This is a genomic window from Enterococcus sp. LJL99 (genome assembly GCF_054871725.1).
In genome coordinates this window covers 102,561-129,387 of record NZ_JBTXLT010000010.1, presented here as the reverse complement: position 1 = coordinate 129,387, position 26,827 = coordinate 102,561, and the positions used below count along the sequence as shown (strand labels likewise).

Annotated in this window: 31 protein-coding genes; 26 read left to right on the top strand and 5 right to left on the bottom strand. The window is 33.7% G+C overall.

The features are described from left to right. The first annotated feature begins 363 nt into the window (after nucleotides 1-363). Genes ACYSNW_RS14405 through ACYSNW_RS14395 form a run of 3 tightly spaced genes read left to right on the top strand, consistent with a single transcriptional unit; the run spans nucleotide 364 to nucleotide 1,490 of the window. Nucleotides 364-645 carry a hypothetical protein gene (locus ACYSNW_RS14405; RefSeq protein WP_461745619.1) on the top strand — a complete coding sequence of 94 codons (282 nt, stop codon included), beginning with the start codon at nucleotides 364-366 and terminating at the stop codon, nucleotides 643-645. A 29-nt stretch (nucleotides 646-674) separates the two neighbouring features. Beyond that, nucleotides 675-1,154 carry a GNAT family N-acetyltransferase gene (locus tag ACYSNW_RS14400; RefSeq protein ID WP_461745617.1) on the top strand — a complete coding sequence of 160 codons (480 nt, stop codon included), beginning with the start codon at nucleotides 675-677 and terminating at the stop codon, nucleotides 1,152-1,154. Between the two features lie 51 nt (nucleotides 1,155-1,205). Continuing rightward, nucleotides 1,206-1,490 carry a hypothetical protein gene (locus ACYSNW_RS14395; protein ID WP_461745615.1) on the top strand — a complete coding sequence of 95 codons (285 nt, stop codon included), beginning with the start codon at nucleotides 1,206-1,208 and terminating at the stop codon, nucleotides 1,488-1,490. Nucleotides 1,491-1,616: 126 nt separating this feature from the next. On the opposite strand, the gene ACYSNW_RS14390 is transcribed toward ACYSNW_RS14395, so the two are convergent. Beyond that, nucleotides 1,617-3,392, bottom strand: coding sequence for a sensor histidine kinase (locus ACYSNW_RS14390; RefSeq protein ID WP_461745613.1), 1,776 nt, complete (start codon nucleotides 3,390-3,392; stop codon nucleotides 1,617-1,619). Next, on the bottom strand, nucleotides 3,392-4,099 hold the full coding sequence (locus tag ACYSNW_RS14385) for a response regulator transcription factor (protein WP_461745611.1): 708 nt from the start codon (nucleotides 4,097-4,099) through the stop codon (nucleotides 3,392-3,394). Before ACYSNW_RS14385 ends, ACYSNW_RS14390 begins: the two co-directional genes overlap by 1 nt. 147 nt (nucleotides 4,100-4,246) lie before the next feature. On the opposite strand from ACYSNW_RS14385, the gene ACYSNW_RS14380 reads away from it, so the two are divergent. The 10 genes from ACYSNW_RS14380 (at nucleotide 4,247) to ACYSNW_RS14335 (ending at nucleotide 12,558) form a co-directional block, all read left to right on the top strand. Then, a complete protein-coding gene (locus tag ACYSNW_RS14380; protein ID WP_461745610.1) occupies nucleotides 4,247-4,723 on the top strand; it encodes a 2-thiouracil desulfurase family protein in 477 nt (158 codons plus the stop codon). After that, complete coding sequence (locus ACYSNW_RS14375) at nucleotides 4,716-5,348, top strand: NUDIX hydrolase (RefSeq protein WP_461745608.1); 633 nt, start codon at nucleotides 4,716-4,718, stop codon at nucleotides 5,346-5,348. Before ACYSNW_RS14380 ends, ACYSNW_RS14375 begins: the two co-directional genes overlap by 8 nt. Nucleotides 5,349-5,414: 66 nt before the next feature. Beyond that, nucleotides 5,415-5,753: a putative DNA-binding protein gene (locus tag ACYSNW_RS14370; protein WP_461745606.1), complete on the top strand. Its 339-nt coding sequence runs from the start codon at nucleotides 5,415-5,417 to the stop codon at nucleotides 5,751-5,753. A 4-nt stretch (nucleotides 5,754-5,757) separates the two neighbouring features. Continuing rightward, nucleotides 5,758-7,176: a signal recognition particle protein gene (ffh, locus tag ACYSNW_RS14365; RefSeq protein ID WP_461745605.1), complete on the top strand. Its 1,419-nt coding sequence runs from the start codon at nucleotides 5,758-5,760 to the stop codon at nucleotides 7,174-7,176. A 175-nt stretch (nucleotides 7,177-7,351) separates the two neighbouring features. After that, nucleotides 7,352-8,338: a DUF4003 family protein gene (locus ACYSNW_RS14360; RefSeq protein ID WP_461745603.1), complete on the top strand. Its 987-nt coding sequence runs from the start codon at nucleotides 7,352-7,354 to the stop codon at nucleotides 8,336-8,338. Between the two features lie 150 nt (nucleotides 8,339-8,488). Then, nucleotides 8,489-9,802 carry a GTPase ObgE gene (gene obgE, locus ACYSNW_RS14355; protein ID WP_461745602.1) on the top strand — a complete coding sequence of 438 codons (1,314 nt, stop codon included), beginning with the start codon at nucleotides 8,489-8,491 and terminating at the stop codon, nucleotides 9,800-9,802. A gap of 202 nt (nucleotides 9,803-10,004) precedes the next feature. Then, on the top strand, nucleotides 10,005-10,466 hold the full coding sequence (locus ACYSNW_RS14350; protein ID WP_461745601.1) for a phage tail protein: 462 nt from the start codon (nucleotides 10,005-10,007) through the stop codon (nucleotides 10,464-10,466). A gap of 74 nt (nucleotides 10,467-10,540) precedes the next feature. Then, complete coding sequence (locus ACYSNW_RS14345; RefSeq protein WP_461745599.1) at nucleotides 10,541-10,939, top strand: VOC family protein; 399 nt, start codon at nucleotides 10,541-10,543, stop codon at nucleotides 10,937-10,939. 163 nt (nucleotides 10,940-11,102) lie between these two features. Continuing rightward, on the top strand, nucleotides 11,103-11,924 hold the full coding sequence (locus tag ACYSNW_RS14340) for a MerR family transcriptional regulator (RefSeq protein ID WP_461745597.1): 822 nt from the start codon (nucleotides 11,103-11,105) through the stop codon (nucleotides 11,922-11,924). A gap of 157 nt (nucleotides 11,925-12,081) precedes the next feature. After that, nucleotides 12,082-12,558 (top strand): SAM-dependent methyltransferase, encoded by a 477-nt coding sequence (locus ACYSNW_RS14335; RefSeq protein ID WP_461745595.1) that lies wholly within the window; start codon nucleotides 12,082-12,084, stop codon nucleotides 12,556-12,558. Between the two features lie 176 nt (nucleotides 12,559-12,734). Here ACYSNW_RS14335 and ACYSNW_RS14330 read toward each other — a convergent pair whose 3' ends face one another. Continuing rightward, nucleotides 12,735-13,598 (bottom strand): TraB/GumN family protein, encoded by an 864-nt coding sequence (locus ACYSNW_RS14330; protein ID WP_461745594.1) that lies wholly within the window; start codon nucleotides 13,596-13,598, stop codon nucleotides 12,735-12,737. A gap of 393 nt (nucleotides 13,599-13,991) precedes the next feature. Between ACYSNW_RS14330 and ACYSNW_RS14325 the strand changes: the two genes are divergently transcribed. From ACYSNW_RS14325 to ACYSNW_RS14290, 8 genes are all read left to right on the top strand, one after another. Further along, the gene (locus tag ACYSNW_RS14325; protein WP_461745592.1) at nucleotides 13,992-14,555 is read left to right on the top strand and encodes a DUF1269 domain-containing protein; all 564 of its coding nucleotides are present in this window, start codon (nucleotides 13,992-13,994) and stop codon (nucleotides 14,553-14,555) included. A 132-nt stretch (nucleotides 14,556-14,687) separates the two neighbouring features. Further along, nucleotides 14,688-15,368 carry a response regulator transcription factor gene (locus ACYSNW_RS14320; protein WP_461745591.1) on the top strand — a complete coding sequence of 227 codons (681 nt, stop codon included), beginning with the start codon at nucleotides 14,688-14,690 and terminating at the stop codon, nucleotides 15,366-15,368. Nucleotides 15,369-15,373: 5 nt separating this feature from the next. Next, nucleotides 15,374-16,672 carry a sensor histidine kinase gene (locus tag ACYSNW_RS14315; RefSeq protein ID WP_461745589.1) on the top strand — a complete coding sequence of 433 codons (1,299 nt, stop codon included), beginning with the start codon at nucleotides 15,374-15,376 and terminating at the stop codon, nucleotides 16,670-16,672. A gap of 64 nt (nucleotides 16,673-16,736) precedes the next feature. Next, a complete protein-coding gene (rnz, locus tag ACYSNW_RS14310; protein WP_461745588.1) occupies nucleotides 16,737-17,669 on the top strand; it encodes a ribonuclease Z in 933 nt (310 codons plus the stop codon). A 12-nt stretch (nucleotides 17,670-17,681) separates the two neighbouring features. Next, complete coding sequence (locus ACYSNW_RS14305; protein ID WP_461745586.1) at nucleotides 17,682-18,482, top strand: SDR family NAD(P)-dependent oxidoreductase; 801 nt, start codon at nucleotides 17,682-17,684, stop codon at nucleotides 18,480-18,482. A 16-nt stretch (nucleotides 18,483-18,498) separates the two neighbouring features. Beyond that, nucleotides 18,499-18,927 carry a LapA family protein gene (locus ACYSNW_RS14300; protein WP_461745585.1) on the top strand — a complete coding sequence of 143 codons (429 nt, stop codon included), beginning with the start codon at nucleotides 18,499-18,501 and terminating at the stop codon, nucleotides 18,925-18,927. 275 nt (nucleotides 18,928-19,202) lie between these two features. Then, on the top strand, nucleotides 19,203-21,521 hold the full coding sequence (gene recJ / locus ACYSNW_RS14295; protein WP_461745583.1) for a single-stranded-DNA-specific exonuclease RecJ: 2,319 nt from the start codon (nucleotides 19,203-19,205) through the stop codon (nucleotides 21,519-21,521). Next, the gene (locus ACYSNW_RS14290) at nucleotides 21,518-22,030 is read left to right on the top strand and encodes an adenine phosphoribosyltransferase (RefSeq protein ID WP_461745581.1); all 513 of its coding nucleotides are present in this window, start codon (nucleotides 21,518-21,520) and stop codon (nucleotides 22,028-22,030) included. Before recJ ends, ACYSNW_RS14290 begins: the two co-directional genes overlap by 4 nt. A gap of 66 nt (nucleotides 22,031-22,096) precedes the next feature. Here ACYSNW_RS14290 and ACYSNW_RS14285 read toward each other — a convergent pair whose 3' ends face one another. Beyond that, entirely contained in the window at nucleotides 22,097-22,297 is a 201-nt protein-coding gene (locus ACYSNW_RS14285) for a hypothetical protein (protein ID WP_461745579.1), read from the bottom strand. Between the two features lie 162 nt (nucleotides 22,298-22,459). After that, complete coding sequence (trhA, locus tag ACYSNW_RS14280) at nucleotides 22,460-23,113, bottom strand: PAQR family membrane homeostasis protein TrhA (RefSeq protein WP_461745577.1); 654 nt, start codon at nucleotides 23,111-23,113, stop codon at nucleotides 22,460-22,462. 130 nt (nucleotides 23,114-23,243) lie between these two features. Here trhA and ACYSNW_RS14275 point away from each other — a divergent pair, with 130 nt between their 5' ends. The 5 genes from ACYSNW_RS14275 (at nucleotide 23,244) to ACYSNW_RS14255 (ending at nucleotide 26,700) form a co-directional block, all read left to right on the top strand. Then, entirely contained in the window at nucleotides 23,244-24,083 is an 840-nt protein-coding gene (locus ACYSNW_RS14275) for a DegV family protein (protein WP_461745634.1), read from the top strand. Between the two features lie 267 nt (nucleotides 24,084-24,350). Next, a complete protein-coding gene (locus ACYSNW_RS14270) occupies nucleotides 24,351-25,247 on the top strand; it encodes an SGNH/GDSL hydrolase family protein (RefSeq protein ID WP_461745632.1) in 897 nt (298 codons plus the stop codon). Continuing rightward, nucleotides 25,244-25,954, top strand: a complete 711-nt coding sequence (locus ACYSNW_RS14265) for a YpmS family protein (RefSeq protein ID WP_461745575.1) — start codon at nucleotides 25,244-25,246, stop codon at nucleotides 25,952-25,954. Before ACYSNW_RS14270 ends, ACYSNW_RS14265 begins: the two co-directional genes overlap by 4 nt. Before the next feature lie 13 nt (nucleotides 25,955-25,967). Then, a complete protein-coding gene (msrA, locus tag ACYSNW_RS14260; protein WP_461745573.1) occupies nucleotides 25,968-26,477 on the top strand; it encodes a peptide-methionine (S)-S-oxide reductase MsrA in 510 nt (169 codons plus the stop codon). Between the two features lie 4 nt (nucleotides 26,478-26,481). After that, nucleotides 26,482-26,700, top strand: coding sequence for a YozE family protein (locus ACYSNW_RS14255; RefSeq protein WP_461745571.1), 219 nt, complete (start codon nucleotides 26,482-26,484; stop codon nucleotides 26,698-26,700). Nucleotides 26,701-26,827: the final 127 nt, after the last annotated feature.

Genomic DNA, 26,827 nt, shown 5'->3' with positions numbered 1-26,827 from the left:
TGAAAAACAGATTGCTAATATAATAGCTACCATAATATATAAAACAACAAAACCATTTATTGGTGCATTTGATATCAAACTTCCTAAACCGACAAACATTAATAGTACTAAAAAATTGCTTAACCGTAACATAATCAATCTCCTTCACTTCTGATCGTTTTTGATAAACCTTATTTTATATTCAGAAATTCTGTACTGTTTCATCACAAATAATTCAAATTTAGATTGTATTATTTACTTATACAAAACAAACAACCCTAACAAATAAAACTTTTTCATTTTTAACTCCTTTTACCTACCTTCCCCAAAGGTAGGTATTTTTGTGTAGGTAGGATTTAATCATCAATAAAGGAGAGGTTTATAATGGAAGATTTGAATATTGTTAGAAGTGGTATTGGAATGTCGCAAAAAACAATTGGCCCTTTTGTAAAAAAAGATGCTGAAATGATTATTGATCCAAAAGGTTTTTTGAATAAGGAAGAACTTGAAGTACAGGGCTATACTGTTAAGGAGTTTAATTTAGAAGACTTAAACGAGTCTCACTCATGGAATCCATACAGGGCATTAGAACAACTTGAAAAAGAAGATCCTATTAAGTATCAAGAAGTTATTAAAGAATTAGAATCGCTTATCAAAAAACGATAAAGAAACAAATTAATGTGAGGAGGTAAAAAATGAAATTACTTCGATATGAAAATCAAAGTTCATTAGAAAAACAAATACTTAATTACAATTTACCAAAAGAACAAGCTATTTTTACAAGTTTACCGAAGGAAGCCCTATTAGAATGTTCTAACGATAAAAATAGTCATCCAATTATGTTAGTAAATAATGAAAATGAACTAACTACTTTTTTTGTTTTACAAGAAAAAGAGGGTGTTGAGAAATATTCTACTAATAAACAAGCTGTCTTATTAAGAAGTTTTTCTACAGATGTAAAGTATCAAGGAAAAGGATATGGAAAGTTAGCTTTACAATTACTTCCTGAATACATAAAAAATAAAATGAACTTATTTAATGAAATTGTATTAGCAGTGAATTCAATTAATGTTCTAGCTATAAATTTATACAAGAAAAATGGATTTGTAGATACTAAGAAACGAATTAAAACAGAATATGGAGAGTTGCTAGTGTTAAATCAAAAAATTAAATAAAATATTGCCAAAAATGATTAGTAAAAAGTAATGTGAAAAGAAGTGAATTTGTTGAGTAGAAAAGAAGAACAAAGAGTGTTACGTATGAAGCTTTACCAATTACTAGCACTGGATGATAAGTGGTTTTTAAAACCCGATACAGAACTGTATAATGAAATTTGCGAAATTGGTGAACAATTGAATGACGAAAGGTACATATGGAGAAAAGAAAAAATAGAAAAAGAGACGTATCTTTCGTTTGTTGAACAGGGATTATCGTATGTTGAAATTGCGAAACGATTTAAAATTAGTGTTAGAACGTTGTTCTTATGGAGAAAAGAAAATGAGTTAATATAGAATATTCTTAGTTTCTCAAAAACGATAATTTTTGATATGAAAATACGATTGAAACTATTTCTATAAACTAAAAAACATGAACGAATCCAAATTTTTTACTTTTGGATTTGTTCATGCTTTTAAAACTCAATTTGTTTTATTTCCAGATTGATCAGGTATTCGTACCGTAAAGGTTGAACCTAACCCCAAGTTGCTTTCTAAAGACACCGTTCCAGCAAGTAACTCAGTATAATTTTGAACGATTGATAGACCTAAACCGGTTCCGCCTGAATGACGACTTCGAGCCTTATCTACACGATAAAAACGTTCAAAAATTCTTTCCTGATCATTCGTACTGATTCCAATGCCATCGTCTTGTACCGAAATAATCAATTCTTTTTCTATTTTGTATGTGACAATGATAGTTCCTTTTTCTGAAGCATATTGGATTGCATTTTCAATCAAGTTTTTAATGATTGGGTGTAATAATTCATATTTACTAACAAAAACTAAATCGGTGTTCCCACGAATCTCAATGGATAAGCCTTTAGCATCAATCGTTTTTTGATAGGAGGATAAAATATCCAAAATAAAACGATTAAGATGAATCTTTTGATCCGCATAAGTGATATTTTTACCATCATTTGAAAGTTGTAAAATTTCTTGGATCAATTGTTGTAATCGAATCGCATCTTTTTGCATGATTGTTAGGAACTCTGTTAAGGTTTCAGGATCCTCTTTTGCACCATCTAAAAGGGTTTCGGTAAAACCAAGTAAGGAAGTTACAGGCGTTTTTAGCTCATGAGAAACATTGCTAACAAAGTCTTTTTGCATCGTTTCTAGTTGTCTAACACGAGTTAGGTCATAAGCAATTCCTAAAACTTGGTAAGAAGTAGCATCCGTACTGAAATAACGCAACGAAAGATCTAAAACAGTTTTACTAGAAGTATTTTCAAGAATAATTTCTTGGTGCACAGCATTTTTATCTTTCATGACTTGATGGATCAATCGAAACAATGTTGGTTCTTTGAAAAACTCAAGATATTTTTCGCCACCAAGTGGTTCATTGATTTCTAAAATTTCAAGCATTTTTGGATTCACCAACTGTAAAATACCACTACTATCGATAATAAAAACACCAATCATCAATTCATCCAACAGACTATGAAATTGTTCTTCGGTAGAAGTATAGGCTAAATAAGTTTCACTCATTTGACGACTTAAAACATTAACCGTTTCATACAATTCGCTCCACTCATGAGATTGTTGGATAATAGAGCGTGTCTCGTCAGGATGTTTGACGATTTTTTTCAAAACAGGTAAAACAGTAACCAAGGGTTCATTTTTCTGTCTAAGTAATAACAAAACGAATAAGGTGATGATTAAAAAGAGAATCCCTAGTGTAAAAATCAAATATCGTCTAAATGTTTGGATACTTTTAGCAAATTGAGTCGTTTCTTCAGCGATTCTGATCATTCCGATTAGTTGATTATCTTTTTCAACTGGGATTGTCAAATAAAGCATTTCTTTACCCAATGTTGGACTTTTTCTGAGGGAAGAACTAATCGCCGCTCCAGCAAGAATGCTTTTTACTTCAGGACGATTTTTCCGTGAGCCAGTTAGTGTAGGATTGCTACTATCATAAAAAATAGTCCCTTCGTTATCTAGTAATGTAATTCGTTCTTGATTATCACTAGAATAATTTTGGGCTGTTTTTTTTACTGCAGTTGGGACTTCTTTTGTTAAAAATAAATCAGTTGAAGTTTGATTTAAAAATAACTGCGCTTTTTTCTCTAAATATTCTTCTTGTTGTGCTAATAACTCTTTTTTAAAAAAATGATTCGTTAATCCAATGCTGCCAAGAAATAAAAGAGCCATGACTAAAATGACGAGAAAATACTCAACCCGTTGCCTTTTTTTCATTATTTGGGCTCCTGAAATCGATAACCAAAACCTCTAACCGTAACCAAATAAACAGGATGTTTTGGATCACGTTCAATTTTATCGCGTAAATGACTAACATGGACATCTACGATTCGACTTTGACCAGAAAAATCATATTGCCATATTCGTTCTAATAAGGTATCTCGATTGATTACACGATCTTTTCGTTTCATAAAATAAATTAATAATTCGTATTCTTTGGGAGTTAGTTCAATTTCATTTCCTCGAACAGTCACTGCATAGTTTTCTTCATCGACTGTTATTTCACCCAAAGTTAAGGTTGGCTTACTGATTTCTTCTGTTTCATGTTTAGTGGTTGAATGTTTTGCGCGGCGAAAAATTGCTTTCATGCGAGCTAAGACTTCTCTTGGACTAAAAGGTTTCGTCAAATAGTCATCTGCACCGATCTCGAGTCCAATGATTTTATCAATTTGATCATCTTTAGCAGTCAAAATCAAAATCGGTGTATCTATTTTTTCTCTACGGAGCGCTTTGGTAATTTCTAACCCATCCATATTTGGTAACATAACATCTAAAATAATAAAATCAAACTGATTTGTTAATCCAAGCTCATACCCTAAAGCGCCGTCTTCAACGGAAGTAACAGCATACCCATCCTTTTCTAAATTAAATGTTAGTAAGGTTAAAATTGAGGGTTCATCGTCAACGACTAAAACTTTTTTCATGCTTTTTATCCCTTCGTAAACAAATTTTGATGCACATTGCTATTCTAGCATATCTTTAGTTCAGCGAAAACTTTATTGAATGTTTCTCAAACTACTTACAATTCAAAAGAAATGGTATAATGTTAAAGAATGAAGGAGAGGTAGTCTATGATTGGAATCAGTGCATGCTTAGGTGGGATTTGTTGTCGATATGATGGAGGATCAAAAGGGATTAAAGAATTAGAAGAATTAGTAGCTGAACAAAAAGCACTGATGGTTTGCCCAGAAGTTTTAGGTGGATTATCAACGCCTAGAGATCCAGCTGAGATAGATTTTGGTGATGGTTTTGATGTTTGGCAAAATGAAGCTCGAGTATTAACTATCAATGGTGAAGATGTAACGGAAGCTTATAAAGATGGTGCAAAAAAAGCTTATTCACAATTAAATGAATTGAAAATCACTAAACTAATTATGAAAGATCGAAGTCCATCTTGTGGTAGCCAACAAATCTATGATGGTAGTTTTTCTGGTGGGCTAAAAATTGGTGTAGGTGTAGCAACGGCTTATTTTATTAATCAAGGAATAAAAATTTATTCTGAAGCGAATTGGCAGGAAGTAATCAGTGAGGAAGACCTAAATGGCTGAAAATGAAGTATTAACGATTTTTGATTCAGAATATAATAAAATAGGAACCGCAACGCGTGCAGAAGTTCATGCGAAAGGTTTGTGGCATGAAACGTTTCATTGTTGGTTTTACACAATCAAAGACAACGATCTACTCATTTACTTTCAAAAACGTGCGGCTCAAAAGAAAGATTTTCCTAATCTGTTTGATATTACTGCTGCAGGTCATTTATTAGCAAATGAGCCGGTACTTGCAGGATTTCGAGAAGTCAAAGAAGAATTGGGGATTGATGTAACGAGTGAAGAAGCTGAATATTTAGGGATTTTTCCAGTACACATCGAGCTTGCAGATTTTTTTGATAATGAATTTACGAATGTTTTTATTGTAGAAACGAATCTGCTTGCTAATGAATTTGAGTTACAAGAAGAGGAAGTTGCAGGAATTTTTTCTGTTCCTTTAACGGAATTAAAAAAAATTGTTAGTGATCCTGAATATGTGTCGAAAGTAGAAGGCTTTTATCAAAAATCGGGGTACTCTTTTTATGTCACTGAGAATGTTCAGAAAAGCGATTTTTGTGCAAATGCGGCAACGTATTATGAAGAGTTGATTTGTGCTTTTGAAAAAATACTGACAAAATCATTCTAGAACTATTGACTAATCCTTATGAAATCGGTAACCTATAAGGGATTGAAGATAATAGGAGGCAAAAAGATGGAAATCGAAAAAACCAATCGAATGAATGCCTTATTTGAGTTTTATTCTACATTACTAACTGAAAAACAAATGAATTATATGGAAATGTACTATGCAGATGATTTTTCCTTAGGTGAGATTGCGGAAGAATATCAAGTGAGTCGTCAAGCAGTTTATGATAACGTAAAACGGACAGGAAAAATTTTGGAAGATTACGAAAAAAAATTGCATCTTTATTCTGATTATGTGGTTCGAGGAGAATTACTAGAAAAATTACGTAAATATACGACTGAAACCTATCCTAAAGATACGACAATAACAACTTATATCGAACAAATACAAGAAGTAGAGGACTGAGAAAATGGCTTTTGAAAGTTTAACAGAACGTTTACAACAAGCAATGAGCAAATTACGTCGTAAAGGAAAAATATCTGAAGCTGACGTAAAAGAAATGATGAGAGAAATTCGTTTGGCACTTTTAGAGGCCGACGTTAATTTACAAGTCGTAAAGGATTTTACAAAACGTGTTCGCGAACGTGCGGTTGGAGCTGAAGTTTTAGATAGTTTATCACCTGCGCAACAAATCGTGAAAATCGTAGATGAAGAATTAACAGCTACTTTAGGGACCGAAACAGTTGGCCTAAATAAATCGGAGCGAATTCCAACCGTTATTATGATGGTAGGTCTACAAGGGGCTGGTAAAACAACTTTTGGTGGGAAGTTAGCGAATCATTTGATTAAAAATGAAAAAGCGCGTCCACTAATGATTGCAGCCGATGTTTACCGTCCTGCAGCCATTGACCAATTAAAAGTATTGGGGCAACAATTGGATGTTCCCGTATTTGATATGGGAACAGATACTAATCCAGTTGAAATCGTTCGTCAAGGGATGGCATTAGCTAAAGAGAAAAAAAATGATTATGTTTTGATCGATACGGCAGGTCGTCTACATATTGACGAAGCTTTGATGGATGAATTGAAACAAATTAAAGAAGTTGCACAACCAGAGGAAATTTTGCTAGTTGTCGATGCTATGACAGGGCAAGATGCAGTAACTGTTGCTGATAGTTTTAATGCGCAACTAGGAATCACTGGGGTCGTAATTACTAAACTAGATGGAGATACTCGAGGCGGGGCGGCTCTATCAATTCGTGCAGTTACTGGTGCGCCAATTAAATTTATCGGTTCAGGTGAAAAACTAACTGATTTAGAAATCTTCCATCCTGATCGTATGTCAAGTCGTATTTTAGGTATGGGTGATATGTTGACGCTGATTGAAAAAGCGCAACAAGATTACGATGAGAAAAAAGCAGAAGAACTTGCTCAAAAAATGAAAGAAAATAGTTTTGATTTCAATGATTTTATTGAGCAACTAGATCAAGTAATGGGTATGGGACCAATCGAAGATTTAATAAAAATGATTCCTGGGATGAACAATATGCCTGGGATGGAAAATATTAAAGTCGATCCTAAAGATGTTGAAAGAAAACGTGCGATGATCCTTTCGATGACACCAGCTGAACGTGAAAATCCGGACTTGTTAAATCCAAGTCGTAGACGTCGAATTGCGGCTGGTTCTGGAAACAACGTGGTTGAAGTGAATCGTATGATTAAACAATTTAAAGAATCTAAAAAAATGATGCAGCAAATGTCCAAAGGAGATATGAATATTCCTGGCATGGAACAAATGATGGGCGGCGGCATTAAAGGCAAACTTGGAAAAATGGCCATGAATCGTATGGTTAAGAAAAATAAGAAGAAGAAAAAGAAAAAAAGATAATCGTGTTTGAATCAACTAGTTATCTGATATTCAATTTTTCATGTTAGTAAAGAATTTAAATAAGCTGCAAATCACGAAAACTTCTTTTGATCGATGATTTGTGGCTTATTTTTCGAATCAGTTACATTTATAAAGTTGAGTAGCCATAAATGATTAAGAAAGGGAGGCAGTTGAAATGAATCGAGCAACGGTTGTGGAATCTTTACAAACTAATTATTTAGATATTAAGGAAGGGAAAGGAAAGTGGTTAGACAAAAGAGTTATTTATTTGATTGCTAGATCATTTGCAGTGAATAACCGTCGCTATATTGACGAGGATTATAAAAAAATAGAACAAACTATCAAAAGTGAGATCGGTTTTTTTACTGTTTTAGGGCAACCAGTTAAAGGGATTTTAATTGGATTACTTTTGTCTAATGGAAAAAATTCCCAAGCAATCCATACCCTTTTCGCTGATTATGAACGTTTAAGAGCGGCAGGATTTCAATTGTCAAGCTATTCTTACTTTGCTTCTTATCTTTTACAATATACGGAAGCTGCCGAAAAAGAATTAGTCATACGAAAAGCAAAGGATATTTACGATCAATTGAAGAAACAACATTACTTTTTAACTGGACCAGAAGATGGCGCATTGGCAATCTCACTCACTCAACAAAAACAATTAGAAAAATTTGGACCAGAAATAATTGGCTCAGTAGTAGAAGAGTATTATCAACGTTTGAATGAGACGGGATTTTCCAAATCAAATCAATTACAATTCGCTGCTGCCACTGCTGCTATGTTAACTGGTCAATTTGACGAAGAATTAATTGAACGAACAACTCAAATGATTGACCGTTTAAAACAAATGAAGATTCGATTCAAATCAGAGCATTATACAAATATTGTCGCCTTGGCATTCCTAGACAGCTTGGATCCGATTAATTTAGATGTATTAGCTGTTTACTTAGAATTATTGGAAGAAAAGACTAACTTACGCTTCTATAAAGAGTTTCGCCAGTCATTAGCTCTAGGTTTAGTAATAAACGAAAAAATGGTTAGCCTGTCTATGGAAAACATCAATTTAACAGCGTTAACTCTTACAATGACAATTATGAATGAAATAAATACAATAGTAGCAATGACTGCAATAACTGCTGCTGCTTCAAGTGCTAATTCTTAAATAGAATTTAACTAGACAAAATTGCCTGCAACCATTACAATAAGAAAGACTTTCAAAGAATATTTCTTCACTTATTGAATGTGCGTTTTGCATAGCTAAGTGAACAAAGTAGTGTATTTGAATGAGGAAAGTATAAGGAGGACAAAAGTTATGTCCATGTTTTTAGATCAAGTAACAATAGATGTTAAAGCAGGTAAAGGCGGCGATGGAATGGTCGCTTTTAGAAGAGAAAAATATGTTCCAGATGGCGGTCCAGCTGGTGGTGATGGCGGACGCGGCGGCGATGTTATTTTAGTTGTGGATGAAGGTTTACGAACATTGATGGACTTTCGTTTTAATCGCCATTTTAAAGCGCAACCTGGTGAAAATGGTATGAGTAAAAGTATGCATGGTAGAGGGGCAGAAGATACGTATGTCAAAGTCCCACCTGGTACAACCGTTCGTGATGCTGATACAGGAGCATTGATTGGTGATTTAGTAGATAACGGTCAAACTGTTACGGTTGCCAAAGGCGGTCATGGTGGACGTGGAAATATTCGATTTGCTTCTGCTAGAAATCCTGCGCCTGAAATCGCTGAAAATGGTGAGCCTGGTCAAGAACGCAAAATTGAACTTGAATTAAAAGTCTTAGCTGATGTAGGTTTAGTTGGTTTTCCTTCAGTTGGAAAATCTACCTTGTTATCTGTTATTTCTTCAGCACGACCTAAAATTGGTGCGTATCATTTCACAACATTAGTACCTAATCTTGGTATGGTCACAACGAGTGATGGACGCAGTTTTGCGGCTGCGGATTTACCTGGATTAATTGAAGGGGCTTCTCAAGGTGTTGGTTTAGGTACTCAATTTTTACGTCATATTGAGCGAACTCGTGTTATTTTACATGTAATCGATATGAGTGGAATGGAAGGCAGAGATCCTTATGAGGATTATTTAGCCATCAATAAAGAATTAGCTTCACATAATTTACGTTTATTAGAGCGTCCGCAGATCATTGTTGCTAATAAAATGGATATGCCAGAATCTGAAGAGAATTTGGAAAAATTCAAAGAGCAATTGGAAAAAGAAAAAACAGATGAATTTGCAGATTCAATCCCTATTTTCCCAATTTCTGGTGTATCTAGAAAAGGAATTGAACCTTTGCTAAATGCAACAGCTGATTTGATTGAATTAACACCAGAGTTCCCACTTTATGAAGAGGAAGAAGTCGAAGAAACCGTTCGATATGGTTTCCAACCCGAAGGACCTGAGTTTTCAATCACTCGTGATCCTGATGCTACATGGGTATTATCTGGTGAACGTTTAGAAAAATTATTTGAAATGACGAATTTCGATCATGATGAAACGGTTATGCGTTTTGCACGTCAATTAAGAGGAATGGGTGTCGATGAAGCTTTACGCGCTCGTGGTGCTAAAGATGGCGATATCGTTCGTATCGAAAGTTTTGAATTCGAGTTTGTTGAATAATCTGAATAAAAAAGGATGGATCAGAGAGAATTATCTTTCTGGTCTTTTTTTATTATAGAAACGAGTTAGCAGAGAACACTAAAGTAGCCAAACGTTCATTAAATATTTGATGAACATTTTGATTAGAAATATTTATTACTTGTAGAAATTTACGCAAGAATTTATAATTTAATTATCCTTTATATAGAAATGAGGAATAAAAATGGCGTATCATGTTGATTTTAAAAACGTATCTACAGTTGGATTAGAAAAATCTCCTGTTGCTGAAGCTTTAGCAGGACTGCGTGCCAACGAAGCTCGTTATTATTGGAATAAGTATAAGCATGAATTTATTACAATTCCTGCAAGTGAGGCAGCTGAAACGATTACTTGGGTTGAAACGATCTTAGCTGAGAAAGAAATGAAGTTTCCCTATCTACCATTGGAAGTTTCTGCTTTTGAAGTTGATGGTATTAAAATGGCGTACGTTTTTTATGAAAATGGCTTAGTTGTCAATGTCATGTATACAATTGCGGAAGGCGGTAAACGAGCAGTTGGGTTTAAGCTGTCTGATGGAATAGAGATTCCAAAAGAGTTTGAAGGGAAATTTAAGTTTGCTCGCCAAAAATCCAAATTAGCTGGTACGATTCGTGGCTCGTTTTTTGTTATTAAAGGAAATTATTAAAGAAAAAATCTGTATTTTATTTGTAGTTTTACTTACGTTAATAAAAAATAAAGATAAATTTGGAGGGTATAATCATGACAATGGTATTTGCAAATTTTCCAGTAAAAGATTTAGAAAAATCAACAGCATTTTATGAATCGTTAGGTTTTGAAAAGAATCAAGAATTTTCAGATGATCACGCAAGTTCAATGAGTTGGGATGAAAATTTTGTCATCATGTTACTTAAACATGATTTTTATCAAAAATTTATTCAAAATCGACAAATTGCTGACGCACATAAAACAAGTGGAGCATTGATTGCATTTTCAATGAATAGTGCGGATGAAGTCCGTCAATTTGGTGAAAAGGCTCAACTAAACGGAGGATCTGCTTATCATGTGGATATGGGAATCCCAGAAGAATATATGTATGGTTTGGAAGTTTTAGATTTAGATGGCAATACATTAGAACCAATGTGGATGAAGATGGATTAAGCTTTTAGTATAAAAATAAACAAATAGTTAAAGAAGCTATAAATCGCAAAAATTAATTTCCTAGCGATTTATAGCTTTTTTTGTTAAAAGCAATTTTTTATGATTTAAAACAATTTGAAGTCTTATCAAAAGCTATTTATAATGAATGAAGTAGGAGGGAGCTATGTTTAAAATAGGTGAATTTTCAAAACTGTCTCAGGTCAGTGTTAGAATGTTGCGCTATTATGATGAAATGAATTTATTAAAACCAAGTGAAGTCGATAAATCAACTGGATATCGTTTGTATTCAGCAAATCAATTATCAATTTTAAACCAAATAGTTTTTCTACGTGACAGTGGCTTTAATGTATCTGAAATTTCAAAATATATCAATAGCGAGGAATCAGAATATGTTTTGGACCAATTAACAAATAAATTCAATGAAATAAAAAAGCAAATAGCCGTTCAACAATTACAATTAAATAAAATTGAATTAGCGAAAAGGGAAATAAAACTAGGGCAAAATACTATGTATTATGAAGTGGTTATCAAAGTAATTCCTAGTTATGAAGTATTAGCACTTAGAAAAAATATCGCTAATTATTATTGTGAGGGAGAATTATGGGAAGAACTATTTTCATTTGCGAAAAAGCAGCAAATTGTATTTACTGGAAACTCATTTTCGATTTACCACGATGAAGAATATAAAGAGACAGACGTCGATGTTGAATTATGTGTTCCCATCCAGCCAAATTCTATCTCAAAAATAATGAAGCCATTTCGAATAATCCATACAACTCCAGTACCGCTTATGGCTTGCACAATGGTATATGGCGAATTTTCTAGCATTGCTAAAGTATTTATGAATTTAATTAACTGGTTACAAGATCATTCTCAATATAAGATAAAGGGGCGAACAAGGCAAATCGTTCATCGAGGACCTTGGAATGAGAAAAACAAATCAAATTATTTAACCGAAATACAAATACCTCTAGAAGAGATTTAGTTCGTTACAAAATAGGAAATTATCTATTCCATCAGTGTATAGAATAAAAAATCAATCTCATTTTTTTATTTTCTTAATTACTTCCTTTATTTTCTTGACTCTCACACTGTGTTAGCCATTATCCTAAATATATCGTTAAGAAATGGAGGGAAATAGAATGATTACTTATGAAGTAAAACCGATTGGTAAAATTATAACTAATGAAAGAGGGTGTTCTATCAAACTTGATTCAGAATTTATACCAGCCTTAAAAGAATTAAATGGATTTAGTCATCTTCAAACCATCTGGTGGTTTAGTGATTTTGAAGCAAATCATTTTCGAAAGAATTTAATCACAGAACAACCCTATAAAAGTTCGCCTAAGGAGATGGGAATCTTTGCGACTAGATCTCCGATTCGTCCCAATCCACTTGCTTTAACCGTTGTTGAAGTCATTGAAATCGATTATGCTAAAGGAATTATTTACATTCCATATACTGATGCCAACAACGGAACACCAATTTTAGATATCAAACCCTATACACCAAGTTTGGACAAAGTAGAGAATGTTAAGGTTCCTACGTGGTGTAATCACTGGCCACATAATTTAGAAGAGTCCGCAAATTTTGCTTGGGAAAACGAATTTAATTATTAGTAGTATAATATATGAAAACATGCTGATTTTGCTAAAAAAGCCTGAATGTGTGAAACAACATCTACAGAAATAAGCTACAAAATACGGAAATTAAAACAACAATTTCAATATTTTGTAGCTTAACATGTTTAGTCCAAACTTCTTCTCTCAAATTTCTTGCTAGTTTAAAATAGTCGTTAAAAAGTTACTTTTGAGACCTCATAGCCTTTTTGTTGTAGCAACTCTACTAATCCCTCTTTTTCGCCTACATGCGCATTTCCTACAGCAATAAAACTTTGATTTTCATTTTCTAAATATTGTGGTAGTTTTTCAGCCCATGTTTTATTTCTAGAGATATTAATTACTTGATTTTGTTCCTCCGTTGTACCAGATGTTCCTCCTACTCCATCGATATACTCTTGTATTGCTGCGACATTACTTGAAGAAGCCATATTTTCTTCTCTAGTCATTAAGGTATCCACCCAGTCATTGATATCTTCAGGTAATTCATTAGATTGTTTTGATATTTCATTTTGAAACTGCTTAGTTTCCAGTGCAATTTTCTTTTGATTCGTCTTTTTCTGATGTTCAAGCATCAGTTGATTTTCAACACCATATTGCGAAGCTACCTGTAGATCAAAATCGTCAGATGATGCGCTCATTGCATTAGTAAAGAGAAACATTGAAAGTCCATAACGATTTAATTGAGCAACTTTTTCCTCTGTCAAATCATAACTAGCTAAAATCGTTTGAAACTTTTTCCGTGTTTCCTCAGACATTTTTTCTGTCAATGGTGTATCTGATATCATGCTTGAAGTAGTCTCTTCAACGGAGGCTTCGTCGTCGTCGTTTATTTCAGTGATGAAGTTTTCAGTTTTGTTTAAATCCGTAAGTATTTTTTCTGGAAAAGGGTACATTTCTTCTTTACCAATATGGATAGTTCCTAGTAAATATCCTTTGACTTCGCCATCTTTCTTAATCTCATAATATGGCCAATTTACATTTACTTCTTCAGCTTTTTTAACTACTTTTTCTGTACTAGTAGATGCTTCTGTTTGCACTTTTTTGGTCTCGTTTTTTTTTTGAGCAACCGCCAATCACCATACTTGTAATTAAAACACAAATACCTACAATAACTATTTTTTTCATTCAAAAACCCACTTTCTTTTTATCTGTTAATTAGTTTAGCAATATAAAATATGGATTTTAATTTTTTTCCTTAAACGGTTAAAATTTATGCTTAAATGGTTTAGTAAGGAGTGGCATAAGACAAAAATTGGTAAAAAGAATTAAGGCATTTAAGTTTCCTTTAAGGTTTCGCTGATACACTTAATTTATCTCTTCATTCATTTAGACGAATGATTTGAAATGAATCACTAATCAAATGGTTTTTATTGCATATCTACAACATTTATTGATAGAATGGAAGTATCAAATAGAATGAGGTGTCGCTTATGTCTAAACGCGTTATTATTATGCATTTTGAAGTGGAAAGTCAAGCATATCAAGGATTCTCTGAAATAAAAAAATTGTATGCAGAACGGCAAATCAAGGGAGAACAAATGGCCGTCGTTACTCATGTGAATCAAGGAAATCATCAGTTTAAAATCGATGATTTTATTGACTTTACTGGAAACAACAATACCTCAAAAGATAGTCTAATCGGTATGTTAATTGGTATTTTAGGCGGACCGCTAGGAATATTACTTGGCTGGTTTGCTGGTAGCCTATATGGTGCGAGTAAAGATGCAAAAGAAATCAAAGGGGCGCAAACTGTTTTTGAACATGTAACTGAACGAATCGGTTCTGGTGAAACAGGTCTGATATTGATTGCTGACGAAGAGGATAATCGCCCATTAAATCATTTGATTATGAATCAATTAGGTGGCGAAATCACTCGTTTAGACTTTGAAGACGTTGAGCAAGAGTTGAAAGACGCTGCTGAGGTTGAAAAAGAAACAAAAGATTCAGCTCATAAATCTTGGGATGATAAAAAGAAAGATACTGAAACAAATTAAAATCAGTTTTTTTCTCTTATAAATTATTTGTACTTAATTACCTGAATTTGATTTATCAATAAAAAAAATAGCGTGAAAGTGAGGAGGTCTTGATCCCTCACTTTCTTTTTCTAAAAAAAGGATGTGGGTAAAATGTTGAAAATACTTGTAGTTGAAGATGATGAAATTTTATCAGATAGTATTTGTGAAATTCTAGCCGAAGTTGGCGAAATCGAGCAAGTTTATAATGGAGATGATGCTCTTTATGAAGGGGAACGAGGAATTTATGATCTTATCGTTTTAGATTTAATGTTACCTATGCTTTCTGGTGAAGAAGTTTTAAGTGCCCTTCGAAAAAAAGAAATCTATACACCGGTATTAATTCTAACTGCTAAAGATGGCTTGCAAGATAAAGTAAATGGGTTTAAAAACGGCGGAGACGATTATTTAACAAAACCATTTCATCGAGAAGAATTATTACTACGAACGCAAGCTTTGGTTCGTCGATCATTAGGTATGAATGGTAAAAATGAATTGGAAATTGCTGGCTTAAAAGTAGATTTGGATAGTCGGCAAGTACACTATAATGAACAAGAAATCATTCTACAGGGAAAAGAATTTGAATTGTTGCATTACTTCATGCAAAATAAAGGACGAATTATTACGAAAGATCAATTATTTGATCGTATTTGGGGATTTCAATCGGATACAACGTTAACTGTTGTTGAAGTTTATATGAGTAATTTGAGAAAGCATTTAAAACCATTTGGCATTGATAATTGGATTAAAACTTTAAGAAATGTCGGTTATTTGTTTGAACCACAAAAAGGATGAGTGATATGAATAAAAAATTGGATGGACGACAACGAATTCGTTACTTCTTAATGAATTTACTTTCTTTTGCAAGTATTTTCATCATTTTAGGGATTATTGTTTTCCAATTATTGCAAACATCGATTTATAGTTCGGTTGATCAAGACTTACAGCGCTGGTCACAAGATAAAAATTTTATTGAACGCCAATTACTCAAATCCTTGAATTCTGATGGTGAACCGCCTATGGGTGGCGGTGCCTTTAAAAATATGCCTCCCAATAATTTTCAACAACAAGTAATCCTTTGGTCAAAAAACGGCGAAATCATCAATGAATCTGAGTTAGGATCAAGAGTGTACGATTTTCAGAATTTAACGCTTTCTACGAAAGAGACGAATAAAATTGTTTCTATTCAAACGAAAGATAGTAATGATCGTAGTTTAGATTTTCGTTCAATTACTATTCCTATAGAAGATAATGAGACTGTTGCATATATTCAAATTTTAGTTAATACAGATCCTATAAAAGGAACAATTGAACAAGTCAAGAAAATTTTGATTATCTGTATGCTTATTTTTGGCTTACTATCAATTGGTCTTAGTTACTTACTATCGAAATGGTCTATGCGTCCGATTCTGATTTCATGGAAGAAACAACAAGAGTTTGTTGAAAATGCTTCTCATGAATTACGAACACCACTTACAATCATCCAAGCCAAGCTAGAAAAACTTTTTACTCGACCAAATCACACAATTATGGAAGAATCAGAAACAATTGCGCTATCCCTTAATGAGGTGCAACGCTTAAGTCAATTAACAAACGATCTTTTATTGCTTGCACGCTCAGATTCTAATACTTTAACAATCGATAAAGAACCTGTTCAAATCAATCAATTTTTAACAACCGCTTTGCAGCCTTATGATGAATTAGCAACCGCCGAAGGAAAAACATTTTTCTTTGAATTGGGTGAGGAGCATACAGTGAAAATCGATCGTAAAAGAATTCATCAATTGTTGATTATTTTACTGGATAATGCATTGAAATATACAACAACTGGCGAAAAAATCACTGTATATTCAGCAGTAAAAAATGGCGAATGGATATGCAAAATTATGGATACAGGTTTAGGAATCGATGATGAGAAGAAAAAAGCCGTTTTTGAGCGTTTTTATCGTGGCGAGCAATCTCGTAATCGAAAAACAGGAGGCTACGGTATTGGTTTATCCATTGCTAAATGGATTATTGATGTGCATAAAGGAAAGATTGAATTAACGGATACTCTTCCAAAAGGGACAACAGTGGTCGTTCGATTACCAATAAAATAAATATTATTTGCTAAACTTGCTTCTTTCTTCTAAAATAAAGAAAACAGAGAAAGATAGGGAATTCATGGATATACAATTTTTAGGAACAGGTGCTGGTGTACCAGCGAAACATAGAAATGTAACAAGTATCGCATTAAGACTTCTAGATGAAAGAAATGCAGTATGGCTATTTGATTGTGGCGAAGGTACGCAATTGCAAATTTTAAAAAGTACGATTCGTCCTAGAAAGATAGAAAAAATTTTTATTACACATTTACACGGGGATCATATCTTTGGTTTGCCTGGTTTATTGAGTAGTCGCTCTTTTCAAGGTGGAGAGGAACCTTTAGATATTTATGGTCCCGTAGGTATTGAATCATTTATACGAACGGCTCTTAAAATTTCAAAAACTAAACTAGCTTATAAACTGAATATTATTGAAATCAACGAAGGTGGAGAAGTATTTAAGGATAAGCAATTTAGCGTTTCTTGCTTACCGTTAGATCACGGGATTACAAGTTTTGGTTACCGAATTGAAGAAGCGGATCATGAAGGGGAATTACAAGTAGATAAATTAGCTGCTTTGGGTGTTCCTTCTGGTCCTATTTACGGAAAAATCAAAAGCGGTGCATCAGTTGAATTACCTGATGGCCGTGTGATTAACGGAAAAGACTTTGTTGGTCAAAAGAAAAAAGGTCGCATCGTAACAATTTTAGGTGATACACGCAAAACAGCTAACAGTGTTCTTTTAGCTAAAGGGGCAGATCTTTTAGTTCATGAAAGTACATTTAATAAAAATGAAACAAAAATGGCAAAAGCTTATTTTCATTCTACGACTCATCAAGCGGCAGAAGTCGCGCAGGAAGCAAAGGCAAAACAATTGATTCTAACACATATTAGTGCACGGTATTTAACGGGTGATATTATTGAATTGGAAAATGAAGCGAAAGAACTTTTCGTGAATACAAAAGCTGTAAAAGATATGGATGTTATTGAAATACCCTTTGTTACAAATTAAGGAGGAAAAAAGATGTTTAAGCAAACCGATTTGAATGATAAAATCGTCGTAGTAACTGGTGGCTCAGCTGGTTTAGGAGAGCAAATTTGTTACGAAGCGGCCAAAAAAGGCGCAATTGTTGTTGTCTGCGCACGCAGAATCAACTTAATCGGAAAAGTTAAAGAAAAATGTGAAGAATTAAGCGGAAAAGAAGCTTTTTCATTCCAATTAGATATTGCCAATCCCGAAAATGTTGAAGCTGTTTTTGAAAAAATTATTACTGAAGTTGGTCAAGTCGATATTTTGGTAAATAATGCAGGCTTTGGAATCTTTGAAAACTTTTTGGAAATGGATTTATCAAAGGCAAAAGAAATGTTTGAAGTAAATGTTTTAGGGATGATGGTGTTTACACAAAAAGTAGCTCTACAAATGGCTGAAAGAAAGTCAGGACACATTATTAATATTGCTTCTATGGCTGGAAAAATGGCTACCGTTAAATCGACAGCATACTCTGCTACGAAATTTGCTGTATTAGGTTTTTCAAATGCTTTACGTCTAGAGTTAAGACCTTTAGGAGTCTCAGTAACCACAGTTAATCCAGGACCGGTTGCGACAGATTTCTTTGAGCATGCGGATCCATCAGGAACGTATTTAGAATCAGTAGGAATGATTGTTTTAGAACCTAATAAGCTAGCGCAAGAAATTGTTGCTAGTATGGGAACATGCAAACGAGAAATCAATCGTCCGAGAATTTTGGAAGGTGCTTATCGGTTCTATACATTATTCCCGCATATCGGTGATTTTTTAGCTGGCGGAATAATGAATAAAAAGTAAATTAGGAGAATGAGTAATGAAAAATCAATGGCGTGTTTTTATTGGACTTTTTTTAGTGTTAATCGTTGTTATATTTGCTGTAATGAATAATCAACAAGTTCCTGTTAATTTTGGATTTGCTAAAATAACGGGACCATTGATTATGATTATTTTAGGATCAGCAATAATTGGTGCGATTGTGGGATTGATTGCTTCAACTTCTACGATGTGGCAACAAAAAAAGGAAATAAAAAAACTTGAAAAAGAAACAGAGATGTATAAGAATGAATCTTCAAAACTAGCTAGTGAAGAAGCGGATAAAGTAAAACGTGAATATGAAAATCAATTGGCTGAGTTACAAGCTAAATATGATGCGGTAAGTCAAAATATTCCTACAGAATCTGAAGAACCTGAAATTTCAGAAAGTAGAGTGGATCGTTTTACGAAGCCAAGAAATAACGAATAAAATAGTTGATTTAAAAAGCTGAAATTCATAAATTGAACGAATAATGAGTAAGTTGGACCAAGACAGCTAACTTTATATTCAGAATCATTTTATGGTATTGGCTTTTTTTATAGTTTACTGGAACAAAAACAATACTTCCCCATTTCTCAGTGATAACCGCTTTTGTCCTAGCATCCATGATTAACAGAACGTGAAATGAATCACCAATCATTTTAAGTACGAACCTTTTGTTTTTTACCACTATTTGTTATAATTGTTTGGTTGGGAGTGATCTCGTGAAAAAATCAAAATATACATGGCGTTTACAAGAAAAAATAGCCTTACCAAATGAGTTTATAGAATTGCTAGCAAGTGAAAATATTAGTTCTTTGCTCGGGCAAATTCTTTGGCATAGAGGCATCCAAACGCAAGAGTCATTGGAAAAATTTCTGCATCCTACAGTTGATAATCTCTATGATCCATTTCTAATTTACGAGATGGATAAAGCGATTGAACGAATTCAATTAGCAGTTGAACAAGGAGAACAGATTCTCGTTTATGGTGATTATGATGCGGATGGCATTACAAGTACAACTGTTATGAAGGAAGCAATCGAATTAATCGGTGGCGAAGTGGACTACTTTTTACCAAATCGTTTCATTCATGGTTATGGACCAAATAAAGCTGTTTTTGAAGAAAAGATTCAAGCTGGGACTCAATTAATCATTACTGTGGATAACGGGGTTGCTGGACACGAAGCACTTCAGTATGCTTTTGATCAAGGAGTCGATGTTATTGTAACAGACCATCATGAACTACCTGAAGAACTTCCAAATGCTTACGCTATCATTCATCCTAAACATCCTAAAGGTTCTTATCCGTTTGGTGATTTAGCAGGTGTTGGAGTAGCATTTAAAGTAGCGACCGCTTTACTCGGAGAACTACCAGCGGAATTTTTGGATTTAGTAGCTATTGGTACAATTGCTGATTTAGTTTCTTTAACTGATGAAAATAGAATTTTAGTTAAAATGGGCTTAGATATCATTCGAACAGGAGAAAGAATCGGTTTGGATTATCTAATTCAACTAGCTGAATTAAGAAAAAATACAATCAGTGAAGAAAACATTGGCTTTACAATTGGGCCAAGATTAAATGCCTTAGGAAGATTAGGAGATGCAAGTCCAGGCGTTGAGTTATTAACGACTTTCGATGAAGAAGAAGCGCAAAAAATTGCTGAACAAATCAATCAACAAAATGAACAACGCAAAGAAATTGTTGCACAAATTACGAAAGAAGCGTTTCAAATGCTTCAGCCAGATGAAAGTGTCCACATCTTAGCTAAAGAAGGATGGCATGAAGGAGTCTTAGGAATCGTGGCTGGACGTATTATGCAAGAGACTGGCAAACCTACGATTGTTTTGACTATTGATTCAAAGAACCAAACCGCTAAGGGCTCTGGACGAAGTGTTTCTGCCCTAAATTTATATGATTGTTTAGCTGAGATTCGTGAGCTTTTTATTCATTTCGGTGGACATCATATGGCTGCTGGGATGACCTTGCTCGTTGAAAATATAGCCAAAGTAAAAGAACATCTAAACAATTATATAAAACTAAATGAAATTGACTTATCTCAAGGACAAGAATTGATAATTGATGAAACGTTAAAAGTAGAAGAGGCGACATTATCATTTATTCAACAACTAAAAGTGCTTGCTCCTTTTGGAACTGATAATGCGATTCCCACTTTTCTTTTTGAACAAATTCGTGCAAAACAAGTGAAACAAATCGGTGCGGATAAAACACATTTGAAATTCCAGTTAGAACAAGACAGTGCCTTGCTTGATGGTATAGCTTTTCAAATGGGGAATCAAGCAGACGAATTAAGTGATGGAATGATTGATGTATCTGGTCAACTTAGTATTAATGAATGGAATGGCAATAAAAAACCTCAACTGATGGTTAATGATTTTTCGATTGAAGGAAAGCAACTTTTTGTCCTTCGTGGAAAAGCCAATTTACAAAAACAAATACCCGAAGAAGGGTCTTTGTATATTTATTTTTCAAAAGAAAATGAAGCACTCGTTAATGGGAACCAGATTGACTCATTACTTTTTAGTTCTTTGGAAGAAACTTTAAAAGAAATTCAAGTGAAACAAACACAACAATTGATTTTTGTCGATTGTCCTGATGATCAAGAAATTATTAGAGAATTGGTCTTGGCTGCTAACATTCAAAGGGTTTATCTAATGGCAATTTCTCAAGAAGAAGCTTTTCTTACGGGTGTCGGTACTCGTGATCAATTTGCGCGTTTGTATAAATTTGTGATGGAACAAAAGCAGGTTGATGTCAGGTATAAGCTCGGTGAAGTAGCAAAATACTTACAAATTCAAGAAAAATTATTAATTTTTATGATTAAGGTGTTTTTTGACTTAGGATTTGTTACAATAGAAAACGGTGTTTTAACAAAAGTAGAGACTCCAGCTAGTCGTCCATTAACAGATAGTCAAGTTTATCAATTACGTTTAAAAAAAATAAAAACGGAAGAATTTCTGTTGTACAGCGATCGTGATGTATTAGCACAGTGGCTGTGGAACAAGGAGGAAAATAACGAATGAATTTAAAAGATTATATTGCGAGCATTCCTGATTATCCAGAGAAAGGAATTATTTTTCGAGATATCTCACCACTTATGGCAAATGGAGATGCGTATCGAGAAGCAACAAAACAAATTGTTGATTACGCAAAAGAAAAAAGAATCGATATGGTTGTTGGACCAGAAGCTCGAGGGTTTATTGTCGGCTGTCCAGTAGCGTATGAGTTAGGTGTTGGTTTTGCTCCAGTACGTAAAAAAGGAAAATTGCCACGAGAAACAATCGAAGTCAGTTATGATTTGGAATATGGAACAGATACTTTGACCATTCATAAAGATGCTATTCAACCAGGACAACGCGTTTTAATCTGTGATGATTTATTAGCCACTGGGGGAACAATTAAAGCGACCATCGAATTAGTTGAAGCATTGGGCGGAGTTGTTTGTGGCTGTGCTTTCCTAATTGAATTGAAAGAACTTCATGGTAGAGATAAAATCGATGGATATGAAATTGTTACTTTAATGGATTATTAAAAATTGACAGAAAAGAGCTTTAAGGATGGAAAACAATCCTTAAAGCTCTTTTCTTACTCTTTTGATTTAGGGATATTTCCTGTAAGCATATTGTTGCCGATCTTTTCTTTTTTGAGATTGCATGTATCTTTTTTCATCCCATAGCATAAACCAAAAAATAAATAGTGGTGTCACAATCAATAAAGCAGCTTGTATCCCTAGAGTACCTAGTAAAATCCCTATAATTAAAACGAAAAATAAGAAAGCGCCTCGACGTAAACTTTTCATTAATCTTCACCTCATCATTAATAAATAATAACGAACATTTGTTCTTGATTCTATTATACGAATGTTTGTTCGGTTTGTAAAGAAAAAAATAAAAAGAATGAAACAAAAGTAAAAATCACTTTGTTGTTTCATTCTTAAAAGATGACTAACTTAGTAGCATTCTCAAGTGAAAAATAGAATTGAAAAATACATAAAACCAGCACCCATCATAACAAAAATATGCCAAACAACATGCATGAAACGAACATTTTTCAAGCTATAGAAAGCTGCACCAAGTGTATAAGAAACGCCACCAGCTACAAGTAAAGAAATACCAATAGGACCTAACGACTCATATAATGGCTTAGCGGCTGTTAAACAAAGCCATCCCATAATAATATAAATAACTGTCGAAACATGTTTTACAGTTTGTTGTTTATGTAAAGTCAAAGATTTATAGACCACACCACAAACCGCCATCAACCAGATTAGAGAGAACAATGTCCAACCAAGCCATCCTCGAATACTAAGTAAACAAAACGGGGTATAGCTTCCCGCAATCAATAAGAAAATAGAACTGTGATCAAATACTTGGAAAACTTTTTTAGCTTTAGTAAAAATCAAACTATGGTAAAGCGTTGAAGCTAAAAATAATAAAATCAGAGTTGAACCATAGAGTGCATAAGAGACCACGTGAACAGCTGAACCTAGTTTGGCTCCTTTTACTAATAAAATAATTAACCCAGCAATGCTTAAGCCGGCACCGATTCCGTGAGTAACAGCATTCAAGACTTCATTAACAATTAAATATTTTCTAGAGAATTTTACATTTTCCAATAAATCATCTTCCTTCATTTAATATTGGTGAAAAAAAATCTTTTGTCTGTTATACTATATAAAGATATTTAGCCTCAAAGATAGTTTACCACGAAATGAGGTTGTTTTTAAAGGAAGAGTGATGAAAATTATGACAAATGTTAAAATTGTAACGGATTCTTCATGTACGATGTGTAAAAGTGTACGGGATGATTTAAATATCCACATGATTCCACTATCTGTAATGATTGATGGGGTGGTTTACAGCGATGATGATTATTTAGACGGCAATAAATTTATGGAAATGATGGCAAATGCTAAAACCTTACCTAAAACAAGTCAGCCTCCAATCGGAGAATTTGTTGAGTTGTACGACAAATTAGGTGCAGATGGTAGTGAAGTCATCTCAATTCATATGACAGCCGCATTGAGCGGAACTGTCGAAGCAGCCCGACAAGCTAGTAATTTAAGTTCAAGTAAAGTAACTGTCATTGATAGTGATTTTACCGATCAAGGGATGTCATTTCAAGTGATTAGTGCAGCGAAGCTCGCTCAAAATGGGGCCGATACAGCCGAAATATTAGCTGAGATTCAACACGTCAAAGAGCAAACGAAACTCTTTATCGGTATTTCGACTTTGGATAATTTAGTCAAAGGGGGTCGAATTAGTCGAGCTACAGGATTGCTTTCAAATATTTTCAACATGAAAGTTGTAATGGAGCTTACCAATACGGAACTGGTTCCAGTGGCTAAAGGACGTGGTATGAAAACATTCACTAAGTGGTTTGATGACTTAAAAACAGAATTAAGTAAACTCAATATTCGCTATATTGGTATTTCTCATGCAGATGGACTAGAATTAGCGAACAGTTTTAAAGAAGGCTTACAAGTTTTGTTCCCTGAAATGGATATTCCTGTTTTACACACGAACCCAGTTATTGCCACACATACAGGTAAAGGTGCCTTTGCTATTATGTATTGCACTGAGTAGCAGCTAAGAACACTATCGAATGATTTTTTATTCCCAAGCTATAGAATAACTAGAGACTTACTAGAAATAAATCAGAAGCAGCTACCTACCTATATGTTTAGGCTGTCTGTTTATTTCTCAAAAAGAGTATTGAAACTTAAGAAATAAGCTGAAGTCCACGGAAATTGCTCTTTATTTATTTTTGTGGATTTCAGCTTATTTCGGAACTCTTAAGTAAGCTAGGCTAAAAAAATATTTGACTTTTTAAATGAAAGATAGGTGATTAAAATTAAACGTTTTTTTAAAGACAACTACTCAAGTTTTCTTTTTTTTCTAATTTCAGGAATAGGAATTTTTCTTGTGTTATTACTTACTATTCCTAAAGCTCAACCTCTTTTAATTTCTACTGTTGATCAAGCGGATACTTCAAATAACAAAGAAGTCATCCATTACGTTGCGATTGGTGATTCATTAACCGAAGGGATCGGCGATTCGACAAACTCTGGTGGATTTGTTCCATTAGTGTCTAGAGATTTAGAAAAGCAATTGGGACTTAATGGGGTTCAAGTGGATAATTTTGGTAAGAATGGAGATCGAAGTGATCAAATTCTTAAAAGGATCAAGAAAAATGAAGAGATTCAAAAAAGTATCGCTTCAGCAGATGTGATTACGCTAACGTTTGGCGGAAATGATTTAATGAAAGTTGTAAAGGGTGATATTTTTTCATTAACCGAAAAATCATTTAATAAACCATTAAAAGCCTATCAAAAAGGAGTAAAAAAACTATTAGACGAAGTTCGAACCTATAATGAACATGCACCGATTTATGTTGTCGGTATCTACAATCCTTTTTATCTTTATTTTCCGGAAATATCTGAAATGCAAGATATTGTAAATAATTGGAATAAGGGAACTGAAGAAGTAGTAGATGAATTTTCTAACGCTTATTTTATTCCTATAAATGATTTACTGTATAAAGGTTCTGGTGGAGATGTTGGAATCGTTAGCGATGGGACGATTAGCTCTTCTGAAGCAGCGCAAGATATCACCAATGATGCGCTTTATGAAGAAGATCATTTTCATCCTAATAACTTAGGATACCAAATCATGGCTAGTACTGTGAGAGACGAAATGTTGAAAACGAAAGATCAATGGCTTCCAAAAGAAACGAGCGTGAAAAAATGACAGATGAAAAAGTAACTGAAAAAGCAAAGACAACAAAGAAGAAAAAACAAAGATCACTCAAAGAACCAAAAGTTGAAAACAAAAAGAACTTAAATAAATGGAAAGTCGCTTTTTTAATTCTTGCTGGATTAGTGCTAGGTTCACTTTTGTTTTTTACAATTAGAGTCACTCAAATTCGTGAACCAAATCTAACAAAGACAGAAACAATTGCTGAAAAAGATGGTACGCCTGTTCTAAGTGTGCAGTCAAACAAAAAGCAAGTCAATGCTTTGATTGATTTTTACTTAGAAGATTTTCAAAAGGGTTCAGATATTAAATATCAATTCTATTTAGAGAATGAAGCCCTTCTTAATGGAACGTTTGACGTATTAGGCCATCCTATTCAATTTTATTTATATTTTGAACCCTATGTCATGGATAATGGAAATGTTCAATTAAAAGCTAAAAGCTTATCTTTAGGAACATTGGGTTTACCTATCAAAGAAGTATTGAAATTTGTTCAACGAGACTATAAATTACCAAAATGGGTTGAAGTAGCTCCGGATGAAAAAACAATTTTATTACGCTTAGATCAATTTCAAATGCAAAATGGCTTATTCTTACGAGCAGAAAAAATTAATTTAGTAGATGATGAAATTTCCATGAATATTTATTTGCCTAAAGAAACAATAAAAGAGAGCCAAACAACAGAATCATCATCAGAATAAATGGAGGGTAATTATGACTGAAATAGCAATTTTCGCAGGTGGATGTTTTTGGTGTATGATTCAGCCCTTTGATACATTACCAGGAATTGTTTCAATAGTATCTGGTTACACAGGTGGGCATGTACCAAATCCTTCTTATAAACAAGTATTAAGTGGAGAAACAGGTCATACAGAAGCAGTCAAGATTGAATATGACCCTCAACTTATGTCTTATGATCAATTAGTAGAAATTTATTGGCAGCAAACAGACCCAACAGACGCGTTAGGACAGTTTGAAGATCGTGGGGATAATTATCGTCCAGTGATTTTTTATACTACCCAAGAGCAAAAAGAAATTGCTGAAAAAAGTAAAGCTGAGCTACAGAAAAAAGCACGATTCGATCGACCAATCGTTACTTTGATTGAACCAGCACAAACATTTTATCCTGCGGAAGAATACCATCAAGATTTTTATCAAAAAGATCCTGACCGTTATGCGCAATCAAGTGCTAGAAGAAAAAAATTTATAAAGGAAAATTGGTGAATTAATGAGAAGAAGTTTTTACCACTACTTAATGACCTTACGGGCACCACACAAAAATGAAGAAACCGAGTTTGCTAATCATGCATTTAAAGATATTCAATTTCCAAAGCAATCTGAAGACTATCACGAGCTATCTTCTTATCTAGAGATGAATACAGATTATTTATCAACGATGACGGTTTTTGATGATTTATGGGAAAAATACGTAGAAAATAATAAATAATTCAAATAAAAGTTGCGGGATGGAAAATAACGCCTTACAAAAGAATTTGTTTACTGAAAAAGTAATTAAAAAAACAGAATTTTTTTTGATTTTCCTCCCAGCTTTTTTTATTTGTGGTAAACTTAAT

Coding starts and splice junctions, on each gene's coding strand:
- ACYSNW_RS14405 (WP_461745619.1), top strand. CDS start 364: ATGGAAGATTTGAATATTGTTAGAAGTGGTATTGGAATGTCGCAAAAA.
- ACYSNW_RS14400 (WP_461745617.1), top strand. CDS start 675: ATGAAATTACTTCGATATGAAAATCAAAGTTCATTAGAAAAACAAATA.
- ACYSNW_RS14390 (WP_461745613.1), bottom strand. CDS start 3,392: ATGAAAAAAAGGCAACGGGTTGAGTATTTTCTCGTCATTTTAGTCATG.
- ACYSNW_RS14385 (WP_461745611.1), bottom strand. CDS start 4,099: ATGAAAAAAGTTTTAGTCGTTGACGATGAACCCTCAATTTTAACCTTA.
- ACYSNW_RS14380 (WP_461745610.1), top strand. CDS start 4,247: ATGATTGGAATCAGTGCATGCTTAGGTGGGATTTGTTGTCGATATGAT.
- ACYSNW_RS14375 (WP_461745608.1), top strand. CDS start 4,716: ATGGCTGAAAATGAAGTATTAACGATTTTTGATTCAGAATATAATAAA.
- ACYSNW_RS14370 (WP_461745606.1), top strand. CDS start 5,415: ATGGAAATCGAAAAAACCAATCGAATGAATGCCTTATTTGAGTTTTAT.
- ffh (WP_461745605.1), top strand. CDS start 5,758: ATGGCTTTTGAAAGTTTAACAGAACGTTTACAACAAGCAATGAGCAAA.
- ACYSNW_RS14360 (WP_461745603.1), top strand. CDS start 7,352: ATGAATCGAGCAACGGTTGTGGAATCTTTACAAACTAATTATTTAGAT.
- obgE (WP_461745602.1), top strand. CDS start 8,489: ATGTCCATGTTTTTAGATCAAGTAACAATAGATGTTAAAGCAGGTAAA.
- ACYSNW_RS14350 (WP_461745601.1), top strand. CDS start 10,005: ATGGCGTATCATGTTGATTTTAAAAACGTATCTACAGTTGGATTAGAA.
- ACYSNW_RS14345 (WP_461745599.1), top strand. CDS start 10,541: ATGACAATGGTATTTGCAAATTTTCCAGTAAAAGATTTAGAAAAATCA.
- ACYSNW_RS14340 (WP_461745597.1), top strand. CDS start 11,103: ATGTTTAAAATAGGTGAATTTTCAAAACTGTCTCAGGTCAGTGTTAGA.
- ACYSNW_RS14335 (WP_461745595.1), top strand. CDS start 12,082: ATGATTACTTATGAAGTAAAACCGATTGGTAAAATTATAACTAATGAA.
- ACYSNW_RS14325 (WP_461745592.1), top strand. CDS start 13,992: ATGTCTAAACGCGTTATTATTATGCATTTTGAAGTGGAAAGTCAAGCA.
- ACYSNW_RS14320 (WP_461745591.1), top strand. CDS start 14,688: ATGTTGAAAATACTTGTAGTTGAAGATGATGAAATTTTATCAGATAGT.
- ACYSNW_RS14315 (WP_461745589.1), top strand. CDS start 15,374: ATGAATAAAAAATTGGATGGACGACAACGAATTCGTTACTTCTTAATG.
- rnz (WP_461745588.1), top strand. CDS start 16,737: ATGGATATACAATTTTTAGGAACAGGTGCTGGTGTACCAGCGAAACAT.
- ACYSNW_RS14305 (WP_461745586.1), top strand. CDS start 17,682: ATGTTTAAGCAAACCGATTTGAATGATAAAATCGTCGTAGTAACTGGT.
- ACYSNW_RS14300 (WP_461745585.1), top strand. CDS start 18,499: ATGAAAAATCAATGGCGTGTTTTTATTGGACTTTTTTTAGTGTTAATC.
- ACYSNW_RS14290 (WP_461745581.1), top strand. CDS start 21,518: ATGAATTTAAAAGATTATATTGCGAGCATTCCTGATTATCCAGAGAAA.
- ACYSNW_RS14285 (WP_461745579.1), bottom strand. CDS start 22,297: ATGAAAAGTTTACGTCGAGGCGCTTTCTTATTTTTCGTTTTAATTATA.
- ACYSNW_RS14275 (WP_461745634.1), top strand. CDS start 23,244: ATGACAAATGTTAAAATTGTAACGGATTCTTCATGTACGATGTGTAAA.
- ACYSNW_RS14265 (WP_461745575.1), top strand. CDS start 25,244: ATGACAGATGAAAAAGTAACTGAAAAAGCAAAGACAACAAAGAAGAAA.
- msrA (WP_461745573.1), top strand. CDS start 25,968: ATGACTGAAATAGCAATTTTCGCAGGTGGATGTTTTTGGTGTATGATT.
- ACYSNW_RS14255 (WP_461745571.1), top strand. CDS start 26,482: ATGAGAAGAAGTTTTTACCACTACTTAATGACCTTACGGGCACCACAC.